Here is a 15,474-nt window from a genome sequence, read left to right as displayed (position 1 = left end):
CTGCTGAGCGCCCGTCATTGGCCCCGCCTAACTGTTGGCGCCGCGTGGACCTTCCAGCATGTTCCGAAGCAGATATGCGACACCGCTCGCAAGTCGGGCCTTGTCGGACGTCTGGGACAAGGCCGCGCGCCCCGCAATACCGTCAAACAGGGCAACAAGCAGGAATACCGCTGCATCAAGGTCGAGTTCAGGGTCCACATGGCCAGCCGCCTGCCCCCTCTTCAGGGCAGCCGACAACTGCTCACAGAGTTCGGATTCATTTTGGTCGAACGCCGCCTTGACCGCGCCATTGCGCGCCGCTTCAGCCGCAACTTCGAGGGTGAGGCGGCCATAATTTTCGTCCGTCAGGCCATTGAAGAGTTCCGGAAAAATCTCTGCAAGCGCGGCTACAATGTTCGGCGACGAATTGAGATCAGATATGAGCTTCGCCGTCTCGCTTCGCTCCTCGTCGGCGAAGGCCACAATGATCGATTCCTTGGTCGGGAAATAACGGTAGAGCGCCCCAGCACTCATCCCTGACGCCGCACAGATCTCCTGCATCGTTGTCTGGTGGATACCCTTGCGAGCAAAGCAGTCGGCTGCCGCGCGCAGAACCTGCGCCCTTCTAGACTTGTGCAGCTCATCGTTGCGCGTCCTGGCCACGGGATCTCCTTCGCAAGCCGGATGATCATCCTGATTATAAACTGGCGGGAGTGCTCGTCCATATAAAAGAACGGTCATCCGCTTTATTTTTCAACTCTGCCTGGGGCGCTGGCCCGACTGGATCGCTCTTCATGTCTCGCAATACGCAAGAGCACCGCGATATCGTCATCAGCGACCAACCGCAAAAACGCGCCTCAGCCGAAGACAGGACCAAGCGCACTTCCTGTTCGCCCCGGCCAGCGCTGCAGCTTTGTGCCCGCTCGCCACAAGATACGGGCGAGCGAACGCGTCGCACGGCTGGCCGCAGTGCCAAGCGTCATGCCGGGTGCAGCGCGTCCAATGCGGCCCGATGGAGCTCGCCGTTCGCCGCCATCAGCACAGTGTCGTAACGTGTTGCATCCGTAAGAGGCCGCCCATCCCAGTCGGTCACGATGCCGCCTGCAGCCAGAATGATGGGCATCTGCGGGAGGATGTCGTAGTCAAAAACGTTGCTTTCGACCAGCAGATCGATACCACCCAGCGCCAACAACCCGGCCGCGTAGCAATCGTGAGAAATACGGGTGAAGCGCACCTTGGCGGTCAACGCGTCGAAGCGCTCGTAGCGCGCGCGATCGAACTGTTCGAGCGCCGAGGTGTAAAGGATCGCCTCTCCCAGTGCGGTCTTTTCGCTCGTGCGGATGGGTTCCTCGTTCAGGGTCGCGGACGAGCTCATTCCGAGCCACCGTTCGCCGGTGATCGGCTGATTGATCATGCCGAGCACAGGATCGCCGCGATGGAGCAATGCGATTTGCGTGCCGAAGGCGAGCGAGCCGGAAATGAACGACTTCGTGCCATCGATGGGATCGAGCACCCAGACCCATTCGGCATCCGTCCGGCAAGCACCGAATTCCTCCCCCCTTATCCCGTGATCGGGAAAATGTGCCTCGATCATTCGCCGCATCTTGGCCTCTGCGTCGCGGTCGGCAATGGTGACGGGGCTGGCATCGGCCTTGGCGTCGATCACAACGCGCTTGCGGAAGTGCGGACGGATCACACTGGCTGCGGCATCGGCCATGGCGTGCGCAAGTTCAAGGTAGGGCGGTGGGCAGTCAGGCTCGTGGGTCATCGTTCTATCCTCAAAGCTTCAGCGGCAATCTGATTGAGCATGGTTCTTACAGTTTCGAGCTGCCGATGAGCGGCAATCGCCTCTTGCCGCAGCCGCGCCTCAAGGTCGGTGGTCCCGATGTCCGTGAAACTCGCCGAGCGGGCCGCAATGAATGGGTCGCTCTCCTCCGAGGGGAAGCGCAGGGCCGGCGCGAAATAGCCCTCCTCTTCCTCAAGCCCGAAGCTTAAGACCTGCGGACGGTCCTGCCCAAGCAGAAGCAGGTCCACGAACATCGCATGCAGCGGCAGATGGCCGGTGCCTGTTTGGCAGGCGAGGTGCGCCCAGCCGTCGCGATCGTGCTTCACGAGGCAGTCTTTGACATGCACTTCGGTCACATAGGGCGCCTGTGCGGCAAGCGCCGGCAACGGCAGCTCATAGGCATTGATCATGTTGCCGAAGTCGAACAGCAGGCCGAGGCGCGGATTGGCGACCGCCTTCACGATACCGATCAGTTCCTCCGACTTCAGGTCCTCGTGCTGTTCGAGCGTGTAGCGAAGCCGCCCCTCGGGATCGAAGGTCTCCAATCGTCGCAGATCCGCAATCGTGCGTGAGAGGATTTCGGAGACGCGCCCCTCGTAGCGCGGATAGCAACGCAGCGACGTCGCACCGGTGGCAAGCGCAATACGCACTGCATCCGAAAGACCCGCCGCCTCCGTCGTGCTGGTCTCGACATGCAGTTCCAGTCCGTACCGCGCTATCGCCACGCCATAATCGGAAAGCGCTGCGTCCGACATGCGGGCAAGGCTTGTCGCTTCTCCGTCCTCGACATGGAGCTTGAGGCCGACGAGCCGCTGCTCATAGGCGAATTCGGCAAGCTGCAGCGGTGTCACGCCACCGAAACGCATATTCAGGTGAAAGGCATAGGCGTGAGCAAACAGCGGCGCGTTGCGCGCCCGCGCCGCCAACCGGGCGCGGGCTGTGCCGGAAAGGGCGGCTATTTTCGCGCGCCAATCCGGCGACGACAGATCGTCAAACGTCGTTTCGGTCAAAGAGCCGGCTCCTTCGCAGGCGACTTCAGAGCTGAGGGATCGTCAGGCGGCAAGCACCATCAGGTCGCGATGCGGCAGGCTGACCTCTACGGGGGTACCAACCGAGGGCGGCGGCCTGTCGGGCTGGTTGAACGTATCGAGCGAAACGAATTGGCCCGCGACCGCCACTCGGATGCGGATCACCGAGCCGAGAAAATGCACAGCGGCGATTTCGCCGGAAAGGACGACGCGATCGCTGTCGCCGCGCCCCAGTTCCACCGATTCCGGGCGCATCGCCAGGCTGATGCGCTCGCCGGGTCGACCATGAAACGGCTGGTCCAGCGCCACCGGTACACCACCAAGCCGCACCTTGCCGGTGGTCGCATCCAATACGTCGACGTCGAGAAGATTGAGGGTACCGACGAATTGCGCAACGAAGCGCGTCGCCGGACGGTTGTAGATCTCGAACGGCGTGCCGACCTGGTCAGCGACGCCCTGGTGCATGACCACGACGCGATCCGAAATCGATAGCGCCTCCTCCTGGTCATGCGTCACGAAAATGGCGGTGATGCCGAGATCGCGCTGAATCCGGCGGATCTCGTCACGCAGGCTGATGCGAACCTTCGCATCCAATGCAGATAGCGGCTCATCGAGCAGCAGCACCTGCGGGCGCGGCGCGAGCGCGCGCGCAAGCGCCACGCGCTGCTGCTGGCCGCCGGAGAGCTGGAACGGATAGCGCCCTCCGAGTTGCGGCAAGCCAATCAGATCCAGCATTTCACGGACGCGCCGTGCAATCGCCGCCTTGCCCTCACCCGCGACCTTGAGGCCGAAGCCTATGTTTTCTGCCACCGTCAGATTTGGGAAAAGCGCATAGGCCTGGAACACCATGCCGATGTTGCGCCGGTTGGCGGGAAGCCCCGTCACCTCCCGTCCGTCGATACGGATCGCGCCCGATGTCGGCGTCTCGAAGCCGGCGACCATGCGCAAAACCGTGGTCTTGCCGCAGCCGGACGGGCCGAGAAAGGAGACGAACTCCCCTCTCTCGATGTTGAGGTTGAAATCCTTGACGACACGGGTCGGGCCAAAGGATTTTTCCAGGTGCTGTATATCGAGGAAAGCCATGGTCAACGCCTCACGGTGGAGAACTTGGAGAAACGGGTGACAAGCTGGATCAGCGCCATGCAGGCCCAGGTGATGGCGAAGGCGACAACGGCAAGCGCCGAGGGTTCGTAGGCGCGGTTGCCGCCCATCCAGACCATGTAGGGACCGAACGAGCCGACGTTGAGCAAGGCGGCAAAGACATATTCGCCGATGACGATCGCGAAGGTCAGGAAGGCTCCGGACAGCACCGAGACAAAGACGTTTGGCAGGATGACGACGGCGAGGATCCGCGTCCAGCCAGACCCCAGGCTCTGGGCTGCCTCCGTCAGGCTGCCGACATCGATGGTGCGCAGGCCCGTGTCGACGGAGCGATACATGTAGGGCAGCGACAGTGTCGCATAGCCGAACAGAATGAGGAGATTGGTACCCCACCAGCTTCCCGTCAGTGGCAGGACCGAGGATGTATTGTAGATGCGGATGTAGCCGAAGACGATGACGATCGGCGGAATGACCAGTGGCAGCAGCGTCAGGAACTCGACGACCGGGCGCAACCCGGGAAACCGCAGTCGGACAAAATAGGCCGTCGGCACGATGATCGCGATTCCAAGAACGATCGTGAGCAAGGCCAGAACGACGGAGTAGCCGAAGGTTTGCTGGAACTGCGGATCTGCCAGCACCACGCGGTAAGCTTCGAAGCTGTAGCCATCGCGCTGCATGCGCATCGAGAAGTCGAACATGCCGACGAGCGGAAGCAGGAAATAGAGCCCGCCCAAAGCGACGGCGAGCCAGGACCAGAGACGCCCTTCCGTCATTTGACCCACCTTTCCGCGCGCATGCGCAGGAGGATGTAGATTGCGTTGGCAATGGCGGTGAGAAGGATCATGGCAAAGGCGATCGCATAACCCAGATGCGGATCGTTGAGCACGTCACCGCGGATCTGTGCGAAGAGCACGATCGGCGCGATCGAGAGCGATGAGCCGGTCAGCGCAATGGCGGTCGCAACCGCTCCGAAGGAGTTGGCGAAAAGCAGAGCCAGCGTGCCGAGAAGTGAGGGCCAGAGCACGGGCAAAGCCACCAGTCGCCAGTACTGAAAACCGTTGGCGCCAAGGCTTTCGGCCGCCTCTCGCCATTCGCGGCGCAGCCCCTCCAGCGCCGGCGTGATGATCAGCACCATCAGCGGGATCTGGAAGTAGAGATAGGTGAGTGCGAGACCGAGGAAGGAGACGATGTTGAAGCCGGCGCCATAGAGATTGATGCCGAACCAGTGGCGCAGCAGCATCGTCACGAAGCCAAGGCGGCCGAGCGTTGCGATGAAGGCGAAGGCAAGCGGCACGCCGGCAAAATTGGAGGCGACGCCCGAAAATGTCAGGATGGCATCGCGAAGTGGCCGCGGGAGGCCGCCGAGCGTGATCGCGGCGGCGATAAGAAAGCCGAACAGACACCCGAGCACCGCCGTCAGCAGGCTGAGCTCGATCGAGATCCAGAAGGCCGATCGAATGGATGGCGCAAGAAGCTTGCCGAGGTTCTCCAGCGTCATCTGTCCCTCGGCGTTGCGGAACGCGCCGAGCACGATGTTCAGCGTGGGCAGGATGAGGAACAGCGTGGCGAAGACGAGGAAGGGGGCGACTCCGAACCAGCTGAGAACCTGTCGTGGCCGGAAGGCTGCCGGCAGGGATGCGACGCTTGTCGTCATCGGATTTGTCCCAGGAAAGATTGTGCCAAAGGCAGGCGAGAGGCTTCCATATCGGGGAAGCCTCCCTGCTCAAGCGGAGAACTACTTCACGTTGGCGCCGACCACCTTGTCCCAGCCCTCGACCACAGCCGTCTTGTTGGCGGAAAGCTCGTCGACCGTCGGGAAGATCGCCTTTTCATAGGCTTCGGCAGGCGGCAGCTTATCGAGCAGGTCTTGCGGGAACTTGCCAGCCTTCAACATGGCATTGAAGCGCGCCGGGTGGCAGTAGCCCTTGAGCCAGCCGGTCTGGCCTTCGTCGGAATAGAGATATTCCATCCAGAGCTTGGCGGCGTTCGGGTGCGGCGCGTAGGCGGAGATCGCCTGCACGTAGACGCCGGCGACGACACCGCTCGTCGGTACGACGACCTCCATCGGCGGATTGCCCTTCAGCGCGTCGCGCCAGGCTAGAAGATTGTAATCCCAGGCAGCGACGATCGGCGTCTGGCCCTGTGCGATGGTGCCGGCCTTCCCGAGCACCGGCACAAAGTTGCCGGACTTGTTCAATTCGGCAAAGAGCTCCAGGCCTTTGCCGCCCGATTCCGTTCCAGGCTTGGCGCCCCGCGATATGCCCGCAGACATCAGCGCCAGGATCGCCTGTGCCGAGGAACGCGGATCGCCGGTCAGTGCAACAGCCCCGGAATACTCCGACTTCGACAGGTCCGACCAATCGGCTGGTGCGGTCTCGAGCAGATCCTTGTTCACGCCGAAGGCCATGACGCCGTAATAGTCGCCGTACCAGTAGCCTTGCTCGTCCTTGATGTTTTCAGGAATCTCCTCCCAGGTCGCCACCTTGTAGGGTTGGAGGAGGCCCTCCTTGGTGGCAGCCGGCGCAAAAGCCAGGCCGAGATCGACGACGTCAGGTGCCTGCGAGCCCGTATTGCCCTTGTTCGCGCGGATCGCTTCCAGCTCGTCGGCGGTACCGGCGTCGGGGTTCAGCTCGTTGACCTCGATGCCTGGATACTTTGCCTTGAAGCCGGCGATGACCTCGCCGTAGTTGCACCAGTCATGCGGCAGCGCGATGACCGTGAGCGCGCCTTCTTTCGTGGCGGCAGCAACCAACGCCTCTGTGGACTCGGCGCGGGCAATGCTCGGCAGCGCCGCGGCCAGGGCAAGTGTGGAGACGAATGCGCGGCTCATTGCGCGCGATTGAAGCTTCTTCATGGTTTCCTCCTGTTGACCGTCGGCGACGGATCGTGGGCGATGGCTGCTCTTTTGTCCTTGCATCCGGTCGTCGGCACCGCCGTCTGTTCCGGTTCCCCCGCACCTTGTCTGCGTCCTGCGGAGGGCTGCATCGGTGCGTTTTCGTGTAGGGGCAGCATGTAACAATTGGACGACGAAGAAACGTCCATTATGGTGCAATTGACTGTACCAATTTTGGGAGACTCGCCGATGGTCAAACAGCTTGAAGGGCCAATCCTGCCTTTCCTTCGCCTCGACGCGACAATCGCGCTGCCGAAATTCCGCCAGGTGCAGGACCAATTGCGCATGGCGATCCTGAAAGGACACCTGCGCGCCGGAACACGACTCCCCGCAAGCCGCATCCTTGCCGAGGAGTTGGGCCTGTCGCGCCAGACGCTGGTGCGGGTGCTCGAAAACCTGAAGGCGGAGGGTTATCTGGAGGCACGACAGGGCGCCGGTACTTTCGTCTCGGCCGCCTTGCCGCGCCAACCCGCAAAGCCGCTGTCGATGCCCATTCGCCACGAAGTCGCCGACCGCGCGCCGCCGCGGCTATCGCGAATTGGCGACCTGTCAAGCCGGATGGCGGCCGACATCGGCCAAATGGAAGACAGGCCTTTCCTGCCCAACCGTCCGGCGCTCGACCGGTTTCCCTTCGCTGTCTGGAGGAAATGCTGGAACGCTGTTACGCGCGGCGGCAAGGCCGTGGCCATGGGCTATGGCGACGTCGCGGGCGAACTGGTGCTTCGGCAGAGGATCGCCGAATATCTGGCCCTGCACCGGCGCGACCCTTGCGATCCCGAACAGATCGTCATCACGCCCGGCGGGCATGCCGCGTTCACGCTTTCGGCTTTGGCGCTTGCCGATCCTGGCGATGGGATTTGGTTCGAGGATCCGGGGCCCGTCACCACCAGCAACCTGTTTCGCACGCTTGGGCTGCGGCTGTGTCCAGCCGATGTCGATGCAGACGGCATGGATGTCGACGGCGCGAAGGCTCGCTATCCCGACGCACGGCTCGCCTTCGTCATGCCGTCGCGCCACCACCCGCTCGGCGTTACCCTGTCGCTGCCGCGCAGGCTTGCCCTGCTCGAATGGGCCCGGGCCCATGACGCCTGGATCATCGAGGACGACTACGACAGCGAATTCCGCTACGACGGCGCGCCATTGCCTTCGATGCGCTCCATCGACAGCGACGACCGTGTGATCTACGCGGGCAGTTTCAGCAAGGCGCTCTATCCGGGAATCCGCGTCGGCTTTCTGGTCCTGCCACCCCAGCTCGTCGGGACATTTCGCACGCTCTCGGGGCTGATCCACCGCAGCGTCCCGGTGGAAACCCAGCTCGCACTCGCCGAGTTCATCGGCGGCGGTCATTTTGCCAGCCATCTACGCCGCATGCGCGGCCTTTACGCCGAGCGCCGCGAGGCTTTCATGCAAGCCGGGCGAGATGCGCTTGCCGGGCTTGCCCGCATCGACTGCTCCGAAAGCGGGCTCAACGCACTCGCCTGGCTGGAGGGCGGTCGGGAAGATCGGGCCTCGCACCGCGCAGTGCTCGATGCGGGGCTGCAATGTTATCCTCTGTCCGACTATGCGATCGCGACACCTCAGCCGGCAGCACTCATTCTCGGCTATGCCGGCGTTCCGGCAGATCGGATGCGGCCGCTTCTTCTCCGGCTGGCGGAGGCGATCGCCCGGAGGCAAGTCGACAGCCGGCGATGAGGCGGTTTAGGAGGCTCTCGACCGCCAGGGCCCATCCGTTCGGCTCCTCGTCATCGCCGCGAAGCCGCCTGGACACCACGTAACCGATCCCGCGCAACATGACGCACCGCCTTTTCCAAGGTCATTATTGCCGGACGGCGCGCAGCGGCTTGCCACTGCGCTGGGTAACGCCGACACCGGGGGCAACGCCGACTTCGGCGTTGGAGGCGGCGAGCAGCGGCTTGCCACGCACCATGTCCGAGGCGCGCTCAGCCAGCATGATCGTCGGTGCATTGAGGTTGGCATTGGGCTCCGAAGGGAAGACCGAACTGTCGATCACCCGCAAGCCGTCGATACCGCGCACCTTGAGCTCGCTGTCGACGACCGCCATTCCATCCTCGCCCATGCGGCAGGAACCGCAGGGGTGATAGGTGCTTTCCATCGTCTCGCGAACCCAGGCGTCGATTTCGTCGTTGCTTCGAACATCCTTGCCTGGCGCCATTTCCTCGCCACGGAAACGGTCGAAGGCCGGCTGGGCGATGATCTCGCGCGTCAGCCGCAGGCAGCGGCGGAAGCCCTCGCGATCCTCCTCGCGATCGAGGTAGTTGAAGAGGATATCGGGCTGTTCATGGGCTTCCGGAGAGCGAAGCCGGACATAGCCGCGGCTCTTCGGCTTGTTCGGCCCGGTCAGCACCATGAAACCATGGCCGTCGAGCGGCTTCTTGCCGTCGTAGCGCATGGCGGCCGGCAGGAAATGGAACTGGATATCCGGCCATTGGAGCGAGGCGTCGGAGCGAATGAAGCCGCCGCTTTCGAAATGGTTGGAGACCGACAGCCCCTTCTTGAACAACAGCCATTCGGCCCCGATCAAGGCCTTGCTGAAGAGCCCCATCTTGCCGTTCAGCGTGATCGGCTCCTTGCAGGCATACTGGATATAGACCTCAGAGTGGTCCTGCAGGTTTTCGCCAACCCCGGGCAAGTCGTGCAGCACGGGGACGCCGGCCTGCTTCAGCACCGCCGCCGGACCGATGCCGGAGCGCTGCAGCAGGTGCGGCGAGCCGATCGGTCCGGAGGAAATCAGCACCTCGCGGTTGGCGCGCGCAACATGGCGCTCGCCGCCGAGCTCGTATTCGACGCCGACGGCGTGCTTGCCTTCGACAAGCACGCGCCGCGTCATCGCATGGGTGATGACCGTGAGGTTTGGCCTGTTCATCGCCGGCTTCAGATAGGCGTTGGCCGTCGACCAACGCACGCCGTCCTTGACGGTCATGTGCATCGGCCCAAAGCCTTCCTGCATGTGACCATTCGGATCTTCGGTGGTGATGTAGCCCGCCTCGCGGCCGGCATCGACAAAGGCACCATAGAGCGGGTTCTTCATCCTGTTGCCGGCATTGGTCGCAAGCGGGCCGGCAGCACCCCGATAGCTGTCGCCTCCGTCGTGCCAGCTTTCGGCGCGCTGGAAATAGGGCAGGCAATTGGCGTAGCGCCAGCCGCGCGCGCCCAGTTCCTCCCACTCGTCGAAATCACGGGCGTGGCCGCGCATGTAGACGAGCCCGTTGATCGAGGACGAGCCGCCGATGACCTTGCCGCGCGGGCAATGCACGCGCCGGCCGTCGAGGCCGGGCTCCGGCAGGGTCATGTATTTCCAATTGTACTTCGTTCCGTTCATCGGGATCGAAAGCGCCGTCGGCATCTGGATGAAGATCGACTTGTCGCTGCCGCCGAATTCAAGAACCAGCACCCTCGTCGACGGGTCCTCCGAAAGGCGGTTGGCGAGCACGCAGCCGGCCGATCCTGCGCCGATGATGATGTAATCGTAGGTGTCGCTCATGGCGGTATTCTCCAGGCGTTACGGGTATTGGCCCCAACCACGGCCACGGGCAAAAAGCCGCGTGAGCGCGTAGTGGGTGGCGCCAGCGGCAAGGCAGGACGGCACGGAGGCGGTCAGGTATTTGAAGGCCGGCAGGCTTGCGAGCGTCTGTGGGTTGAAGACGGCGACATAGACGATGAAACCGACCGCAAGGGCAAAGAGCCCGATGGGGTTGAAGCCCGCCCAGAACCGATAGGGTCCGTTTTCCTGCGGCCCGTGCAGGCTGCGCATGTCAAGCTTCTGGCCACGCAGGAAGAAGTAGTCGGCGATCCCGATGCCGGCGAGCGCGGAATTCAGCGCCGAAGTCCAGACGAGGAAGATGAAGAAACCGTCATACATCTGCGGGTAGAAGACCACGAGCCCGAACGGGATGAGGCAGAAGAGGAACAGGATCGCGCCCCAGGAGATTGCACGGACAGATGCGGTTCCGACCTGCCTGAGCCCGACAATCGACGTGTAGAGGATGTTTGCCATCGAGGTCATGTTGGCAAAGGCGACGAAAAGCAGCGCGACGATGCCGATCATCGGTCCGGCGATCTTCGTCATCCAGATCGTCGGATCGCTTTCGCCGAGCGCGACCGCGGCAAGCAGGCCGACGATTTCGCCAAGCGCTGCAGCACCGAAGATGCCGAGGATGTTGGGCCAAAAAGCAGTCCGCTCGTTCTTCGTCAGCCGCGCCAGATTGCCGATATAGGGCCACCAGGAGAAGCCGGCGGCCAGATTGACCTCGACCGCGACGATGAAGTTCAACGTCTTGTCTTCGAAGGGCGGAGCAAGGGCCGGCAGCGCCAGGAGTTCGCCGATCGAATGATGGCTGAGGATGAGGTAGAGCATCGCCACCATCAAGAGCACCAGCGCCGGCGACACGACCATGTTGAAGAACTTGATCGAGGTCGGCCCCTTGGCGACGATGAACCAGGTGAGCAGGATTGCGCCGATTGCGGCGATGATCATTTTCACGCCGGTCGGATTGGCGGCCTCGCCGGAACTCAGCGCCATCAGCCCGTCGATCGAGCGGCCGAACATCATCGCAAGAACCGCAAGCCAGCCCATGGTGAGCACGACGACGGCCAGCACATAGACGACGCGGCTGCCGTTGTAACCGAACTGGCTGCGCAGCGCGACGAACTGCTCGACGCCGTAACGGCCGGTCATGGTGGTGGTGGCGAGCGCCGTCAGCACGACGCCGACGATGTTGCCGATGACAATGGCGGCGATGCCCTCCTTCGGACCAACGAAGAGGCCGACGGAGCCGCCGATCAGGAAGGCCCAGGTGGCGATCGCCAGCGCCGAATTGGCGTAGGTGAACTCCCAGAAGCCCCAGAGCCTTTCGGATGGCAGCAATGGCGCGTCGCCCCGCTCGGCGGCGGCACGATTGCAGGCGGCCTCTTCCTGCTCGGTCTTCAAGGTGGCGAGACGTTCGTGCGCGACATGATCGGTCATCTCAAGCCCCCCAGAGCCAGAAGCCGACGACCAGCACCAGCGTCAGTACGGTCATGCCGGTGTAGTCGAGCGCGGTCATCGTGCCCTCGAAGCGGTCGCCCGCCTCGATGTCCTCATAGATGCGGGCGCGGCGCGCCAGTTCGCTCTGCCAGGCGATATCGTTGTTTTCCATCGTCGTTCCCCTTTTCGCGTCGCGCCTTCTGGCGTCTTTCCGCGAAGTCCGTTGCGGCTCCATCAGCCGCCGATCTTCGGAAGCAGGCGAGCCCGCTGCCGGCTACCGAACCCTGACGGGCTCGGAATAGAAGGGCAGTCGGTCAATCCTCGGCGACCAGCTGCCGTTTTCGACAACACGCCGCACATGGGCGGCTATCTCCTCCATCGGCGCGAACCAGACGTCACCACGCGAAAGAACCTGTTCGAGAAAGCGGTGCACCACCTCCCAGCGGGCAAGCCTGCCGGTGGCAAAGGGATGCACCACCGGCACCCAGAGCGCGCCATGGCGATAGGCCGCCTCGAACTCCTGCGCGAAGGTGGCAAAGCCCTGTTCCGGCGCGCGGATCGGCATCATGTAGTCGAGGTCCATCGACTGGACATATTGCGGCCAGTCGTCGAGGCCCCAGTGCGACGGCAACTCCACGAGGCTGCCGGCGGCGCATTCGAGCAGATAGGGAATGTCATCGCCCATCAGCGAGGCGTCGTAGGCGAACCCGCGCGACACCAGGAGATCGGCGGAGCGGTGCGAGAAATTGTAGAGCGGTGCCCGCCAGCCACGCGGACGCTTGCCGCTTGCCCTGACAATCACTTCGATGCCGCGGTCGAGCCAGTAGGTCTCCTCGTCGTCCGAGAGTTCGCGCGGATGCTCGTGCAGAAAGCCGTGATGGGCGAGCTCGTGGCCGCCTTCAAGGATCGCTTCGATTGCCTGCGGATACTGCTCGATGCACCAGGCCGGCACGAAGAAGGTCTGCTTGATGCCGAGTTGCCGGTAGCTCTCGACAATGCGCGGGATCGCGACCTTCGGCCCATATTGCAGCATCGAGATCGCCGATACGCGGCTGTGGCCATCCTTTGGATGGGCGATATGAACGAGGCTGTCGGCATCCATGTCGAAGGTGATGGAGGCAGCGCATTTCGCGCCATTCGGCCAGGGAATGGGATTGCGGATCATGGCATGACACTCCCGCCGTTGCTGCCGATGCCCTGGCCGGTGAAGTAGCGTCCGCCGGAGCCGGCGAGGAACAGTGCGAGTTCGCCGATCTCCTCGGGCGTGCCGAAGCGCGCGAGCGGGATCGCCAGTTCCCTTGCGCGCCATTCGGCGCTCATGTTTGCAGCACCGAGCATCTCGGTATCGATCGGGCCGGGGCAGATGGCATTGACGAGCACGCACGGCGCGAATTCCTTCGCCCAGGAGCGAACGAGGCCGAGCACGCCATGCTTGGACGCGACATAGGGCGAGAAGGTCTCGCGGCCGTAGTAGGCCATGTCGGAGGCAATCATGATGAGCCGGGCCGGCGCCTCGGACGTTCCCTCCATCAGCCCCAACGCCATCTTGCCGACGAGGAAGCTGCCACGCAGGTTGATGGCGATGACCCGATCGAAATCGGCAACGGGCGTTTCAAGCAAGGGCGCTTCATGAATGACGCCGGCGCAGTGAACGACCACATCCAACCCGCCAAACTGCTGGCGCACGGCATCGCCGATGGCGGCGACCGAACCTTCGTCTGAGACATCGCAGGCAAGCGTCAGGGTCTCCGCAGCCCCTGCCTGTCCGGCCGAAATCGCCGTCTCGTCCGGTTTGCGGATATCGGCAAGCGCGACGCGGGCGCCGGATGCGGCAAAAGCCAAAGCGCAGGCCGCACCTATGCCGCGATAGGCGCCGGTGACAAGAACACGCGCGCTCATGCCATCACCTCGCCGCGGTCGAGCATCAGCGCCTGGCCGGTCATGTCCTTGGCACCATCGGAAGCGAGGAAGAGATAGGGTGCAGCGAGGTCTTCCGGTTCCAGAAGGCCCGGCAAAACCTGAGCGCCGACGATTTCGGCCAAGAGATCCTCCTCGCTGCGGCCGGTGCGCAGCGACATGTTCTTCAGCGACAGCATCGCCGCCTCGGTGCGCACCCAACCGGGGCAGACGGCATTGACGCGAATGCCCCTCTCCCCGAGTTCCTTGGCCATCACCCGGGTAAAACCGAGATTGGCATGCTTGGAGGCAATGTAGGCGGAGAACTCCGGCACCGCGACCCGGCTCCAGATCGACGCGGTGACGATGATGCGGCCGCCGGCGCGCATATGCGGCAGCGCATGCCGGGTCACGTAGAAGGTGCCGTTGGTGTTGATATCGGTGATGCGGCGGAACGTGTCCTCGACGCTGTCGTCGTCGTCGGTCACGGGCGTGATGCGCTCGAGCCCGGCATTGTTGACCAGCACGTCGAGACGACCGAACGCCGCCAGCGTCGCCTTCACCGCGGCACTGTCGGTGATATCGCATTGGAGACTTGCGATCCTGCGGCCGAAGCGTTCGGACATCTCGCGGGCGGCTTCGTGAATTCCACGGCCGGACGAAAGGATCGTCACCTCGGCACCGGCGGCGGCAAAGCCTTCCGCCACCGCCCGACCGATGCCGCGGCTGGCCCCTGTCACCAGCACATGTTCGCCGGAAAAATCGTAAGCAATGCGCCCCATGGCTCAGCCTCTCCTTGCGTGCATGGCGCGGCCGATGAGGTTCATCAGCACCTGCGCTGCGAGGATCGACGTAGAACCGGAGTGGTCGTAATCGGGCGCGACCTCGACCAGGTCGATGCCGACGATGGTGCCGCGCTTGGCGAGGGCGGCGAGGATTTCCAGGACCTCGTAATAGATGAAGCCGCCATGGGACGGCGTGCCGGTGCCGGGCGCGATCGACGGATCGAAACCGTCGATGTCGATGGTGACGTAATAGCGTACGCCAGCCGGAACCCGGGCGGCCACCTTTTCCGTGCCGAGCGCGCGGATCTGGCGCACCGACAGGATATCGGAGCCCATGGCGCGCGCATCCTCGTAGCCTTCCTTGGCAGTCGAGGAGACGTTGCGGATGCCGAGCTGCGAGAGCCCGGAGACATAGGGCTTTTCGGCGGCGCGGCGCATGGGGTTGCCGTGGCCGTAGCGAACGCCATGGCGCTCGTCGACGAAATCGAGATGCGCGTCGATCTGGACGATATGGATCGGGCCGTTTTCAGCACAGTCGTCTTCGAAGGCGTTGATGCAGGGGATGTTGACCGAATGGTCACCGCCGAGCACCACCGGAAGCGCACCGGCGGCCAGGATTTTGCGCACGCCGAATTCGATGTTGGCGTGGCTCTTCATCGTATCGGTGTGAACGATGTCGGCGTCACCGATATCGACGATCGATACCTTGTCGCTCGGCAGGTAGGTGACGTCGTCCTCGTGATCGTAGGCGCCGCCGTGGCCGAAGGAAAACAGAGTGGACGCCTCGCGGATCGCACGCGGCCCGAAGCGGGTGCCGGCCCGCCATTGCGTGCCGCAGTCGAACGGTGCGCCGAGGATCGCGACATCGGCGTCGATCGCATCCCAGTCCGGCTGATAGGGATACTTGCCGAAGGTGCAGATGCCGACGAACGGCAGGTTCAGCCGTCCGGTTTCATAGGAATTACCCGCCATGTCTCTCCTCCTCAGGATGAAGGGAGTGTGACGGAAGGCCGATACGCTTA

Annotated in this window: 15 protein-coding genes; 1 reads left to right on the top strand and 14 read right to left on the bottom strand. The window is 63.3% G+C overall.

Translation table 11 applies throughout. The features are described 5' to 3' along the window. Positions 1-27: 27 nt before the first annotated feature. The 7 genes from C1A35_RS31245 to C1A35_RS31215 all read right to left on the bottom strand — a co-directional run bounded on the left by C1A35_RS31245 (position 28) and on the right by C1A35_RS31215 (position 6,724). Positions 28-642, bottom strand: coding sequence for a TetR/AcrR family transcriptional regulator (locus C1A35_RS31245; protein ID WP_158665211.1), 615 nt, complete (start codon positions 640-642; stop codon positions 28-30). Positions 643-958: 316 nt separating this feature from the next. Further along, positions 959-1,747: an inositol monophosphatase family protein gene (locus C1A35_RS31240; RefSeq protein WP_104668122.1), complete on the bottom strand. Its 789-nt coding sequence runs from the start codon at positions 1,745-1,747 to the stop codon at positions 959-961. Next, a complete protein-coding gene (locus C1A35_RS31235) occupies positions 1,744-2,775 on the bottom strand; it encodes a sugar phosphate isomerase/epimerase family protein (RefSeq protein WP_104668121.1) in 1,032 nt (343 codons plus the stop codon). Before C1A35_RS31235 ends, C1A35_RS31240 begins: the two co-directional genes overlap by 4 nt. A gap of 42 nt (positions 2,776-2,817) precedes the next feature. Next, positions 2,818-3,876: an ABC transporter ATP-binding protein gene (locus tag C1A35_RS31230; protein WP_104668120.1), complete on the bottom strand. Its 1,059-nt coding sequence runs from the start codon at positions 3,874-3,876 to the stop codon at positions 2,818-2,820. Between the two features lie 2 nt (positions 3,877-3,878). Further along, on the bottom strand, positions 3,879-4,667 hold the full coding sequence (locus tag C1A35_RS31225) for an ABC transporter permease (protein WP_104668119.1): 789 nt from the start codon (positions 4,665-4,667) through the stop codon (positions 3,879-3,881). Then, positions 4,664-5,548 carry an ABC transporter permease gene (locus C1A35_RS31220; protein ID WP_104668118.1) on the bottom strand — a complete coding sequence of 295 codons (885 nt, stop codon included), beginning with the start codon at positions 5,546-5,548 and terminating at the stop codon, positions 4,664-4,666. Before C1A35_RS31220 ends, C1A35_RS31225 begins: the two co-directional genes overlap by 4 nt. A gap of 81 nt (positions 5,549-5,629) precedes the next feature. Next, on the bottom strand, positions 5,630-6,724 hold the full coding sequence (locus C1A35_RS31215; RefSeq protein WP_234823077.1) for an ABC transporter substrate-binding protein: 1,095 nt from the start codon (positions 6,722-6,724) through the stop codon (positions 5,630-5,632). Between the two features lie 252 nt (positions 6,725-6,976). On the opposite strand from C1A35_RS31215, the gene pdxR reads away from it, so the two are divergent. Next, entirely contained in the window at positions 6,977-8,479 is a 1,503-nt protein-coding gene (gene pdxR / locus C1A35_RS31210; RefSeq protein WP_158665210.1) for a MocR-like pyridoxine biosynthesis transcription factor PdxR, read from the top strand. A gap of 124 nt (positions 8,480-8,603) precedes the next feature. Here pdxR and betA read toward each other — a convergent pair whose 3' ends face one another. From betA to speB, 7 genes are all read right to left on the bottom strand, one after another. Then, complete coding sequence (betA, locus tag C1A35_RS31205; protein ID WP_104668115.1) at positions 8,604-10,289, bottom strand: choline dehydrogenase; 1,686 nt, start codon at positions 10,287-10,289, stop codon at positions 8,604-8,606. A gap of 18 nt (positions 10,290-10,307) precedes the next feature. After that, positions 10,308-11,771: a purine-cytosine permease family protein gene (locus C1A35_RS31200; protein ID WP_104668114.1), complete on the bottom strand. Its 1,464-nt coding sequence runs from the start codon at positions 11,769-11,771 to the stop codon at positions 10,308-10,310. Between the two features lies 1 nt (position 11,772). Next, positions 11,773-11,943: a hypothetical protein gene (locus C1A35_RS31195; protein WP_089046047.1), complete on the bottom strand. Its 171-nt coding sequence runs from the start codon at positions 11,941-11,943 to the stop codon at positions 11,773-11,775. Positions 11,944-12,045: 102 nt separating this feature from the next. Beyond that, the gene (locus tag C1A35_RS31190; RefSeq protein ID WP_104668113.1) at positions 12,046-12,936 is read right to left on the bottom strand and encodes a polysaccharide deacetylase family protein; all 891 of its coding nucleotides are present in this window, start codon (positions 12,934-12,936) and stop codon (positions 12,046-12,048) included. Continuing rightward, positions 12,933-13,670 (bottom strand): SDR family NAD(P)-dependent oxidoreductase, encoded by a 738-nt coding sequence (locus C1A35_RS31185; RefSeq protein WP_104668112.1) that lies wholly within the window; start codon positions 13,668-13,670, stop codon positions 12,933-12,935. Before C1A35_RS31185 ends, C1A35_RS31190 begins: the two co-directional genes overlap by 4 nt. Continuing rightward, positions 13,667-14,449: an SDR family NAD(P)-dependent oxidoreductase gene (locus tag C1A35_RS31180; RefSeq protein WP_104668111.1), complete on the bottom strand. Its 783-nt coding sequence runs from the start codon at positions 14,447-14,449 to the stop codon at positions 13,667-13,669. Before C1A35_RS31180 ends, C1A35_RS31185 begins: the two co-directional genes overlap by 4 nt. A gap of 3 nt (positions 14,450-14,452) precedes the next feature. Next, positions 14,453-15,424, bottom strand: a complete 972-nt coding sequence (speB, locus tag C1A35_RS31175) for an agmatinase (RefSeq protein ID WP_104668110.1) — start codon at positions 15,422-15,424, stop codon at positions 14,453-14,455. Positions 15,425-15,474: the final 50 nt, after the last annotated feature.

This window comes from Ensifer adhaerens (assembly GCF_002940685.1).
Taxonomy (GTDB): domain Bacteria; phylum Pseudomonadota; class Alphaproteobacteria; order Rhizobiales; family Rhizobiaceae; genus Ensifer; species Ensifer adhaerens_E.
This window is presented reverse-complemented; position numbering and strand designations above follow the sequence as displayed.

What these genes read in the sequence shown, in the direction of transcription:
- C1A35_RS31215 (WP_234823077.1), bottom strand. Translation starts at nt 6,724, where the DNA reads ATGAGCCGCGCATTCGTCTCCACACTTGCCCTGGCCGCGGCGCTGCCG.
- pdxR (WP_158665210.1), top strand. Translation starts at nt 6,977, where the DNA reads ATGGTCAAACAGCTTGAAGGGCCAATCCTGCCTTTCCTTCGCCTCGAC.
- C1A35_RS31225 (WP_104668119.1), bottom strand. Translation starts at nt 4,667, where the DNA reads ATGACGGAAGGGCGTCTCTGGTCCTGGCTCGCCGTCGCTTTGGGCGGG.
- betA (WP_104668115.1), bottom strand. Translation starts at nt 10,289, where the DNA reads ATGAGCGACACCTACGATTACATCATCATCGGCGCAGGATCGGCCGGC.
- C1A35_RS31190 (WP_104668113.1), bottom strand. Translation starts at nt 12,936, where the DNA reads ATGATCCGCAATCCCATTCCCTGGCCGAATGGCGCGAAATGCGCTGCC.
- C1A35_RS31230 (WP_104668120.1), bottom strand. Translation starts at nt 3,876, where the DNA reads ATGGCTTTCCTCGATATACAGCACCTGGAAAAATCCTTTGGCCCGACC.
- C1A35_RS31200 (WP_104668114.1), bottom strand. Translation starts at nt 11,771, where the DNA reads ATGACCGATCATGTCGCGCACGAACGTCTCGCCACCTTGAAGACCGAG.
- speB (WP_104668110.1), bottom strand. Translation starts at nt 15,424, where the DNA reads ATGGCGGGTAATTCCTATGAAACCGGACGGCTGAACCTGCCGTTCGTC.
- C1A35_RS31240 (WP_104668122.1), bottom strand. Translation starts at nt 1,747, where the DNA reads ATGACCCACGAGCCTGACTGCCCACCGCCCTACCTTGAACTTGCGCAC.
- C1A35_RS31180 (WP_104668111.1), bottom strand. Translation starts at nt 14,449, where the DNA reads ATGGGGCGCATTGCTTACGATTTTTCCGGCGAACATGTGCTGGTGACA.
- C1A35_RS31195 (WP_089046047.1), bottom strand. Translation starts at nt 11,943, where the DNA reads ATGGAAAACAACGATATCGCCTGGCAGAGCGAACTGGCGCGCCGCGCC.
- C1A35_RS31185 (WP_104668112.1), bottom strand. Translation starts at nt 13,670, where the DNA reads ATGAGCGCGCGTGTTCTTGTCACCGGCGCCTATCGCGGCATAGGTGCG.
- C1A35_RS31220 (WP_104668118.1), bottom strand. Translation starts at nt 5,548, where the DNA reads ATGACGACAAGCGTCGCATCCCTGCCGGCAGCCTTCCGGCCACGACAG.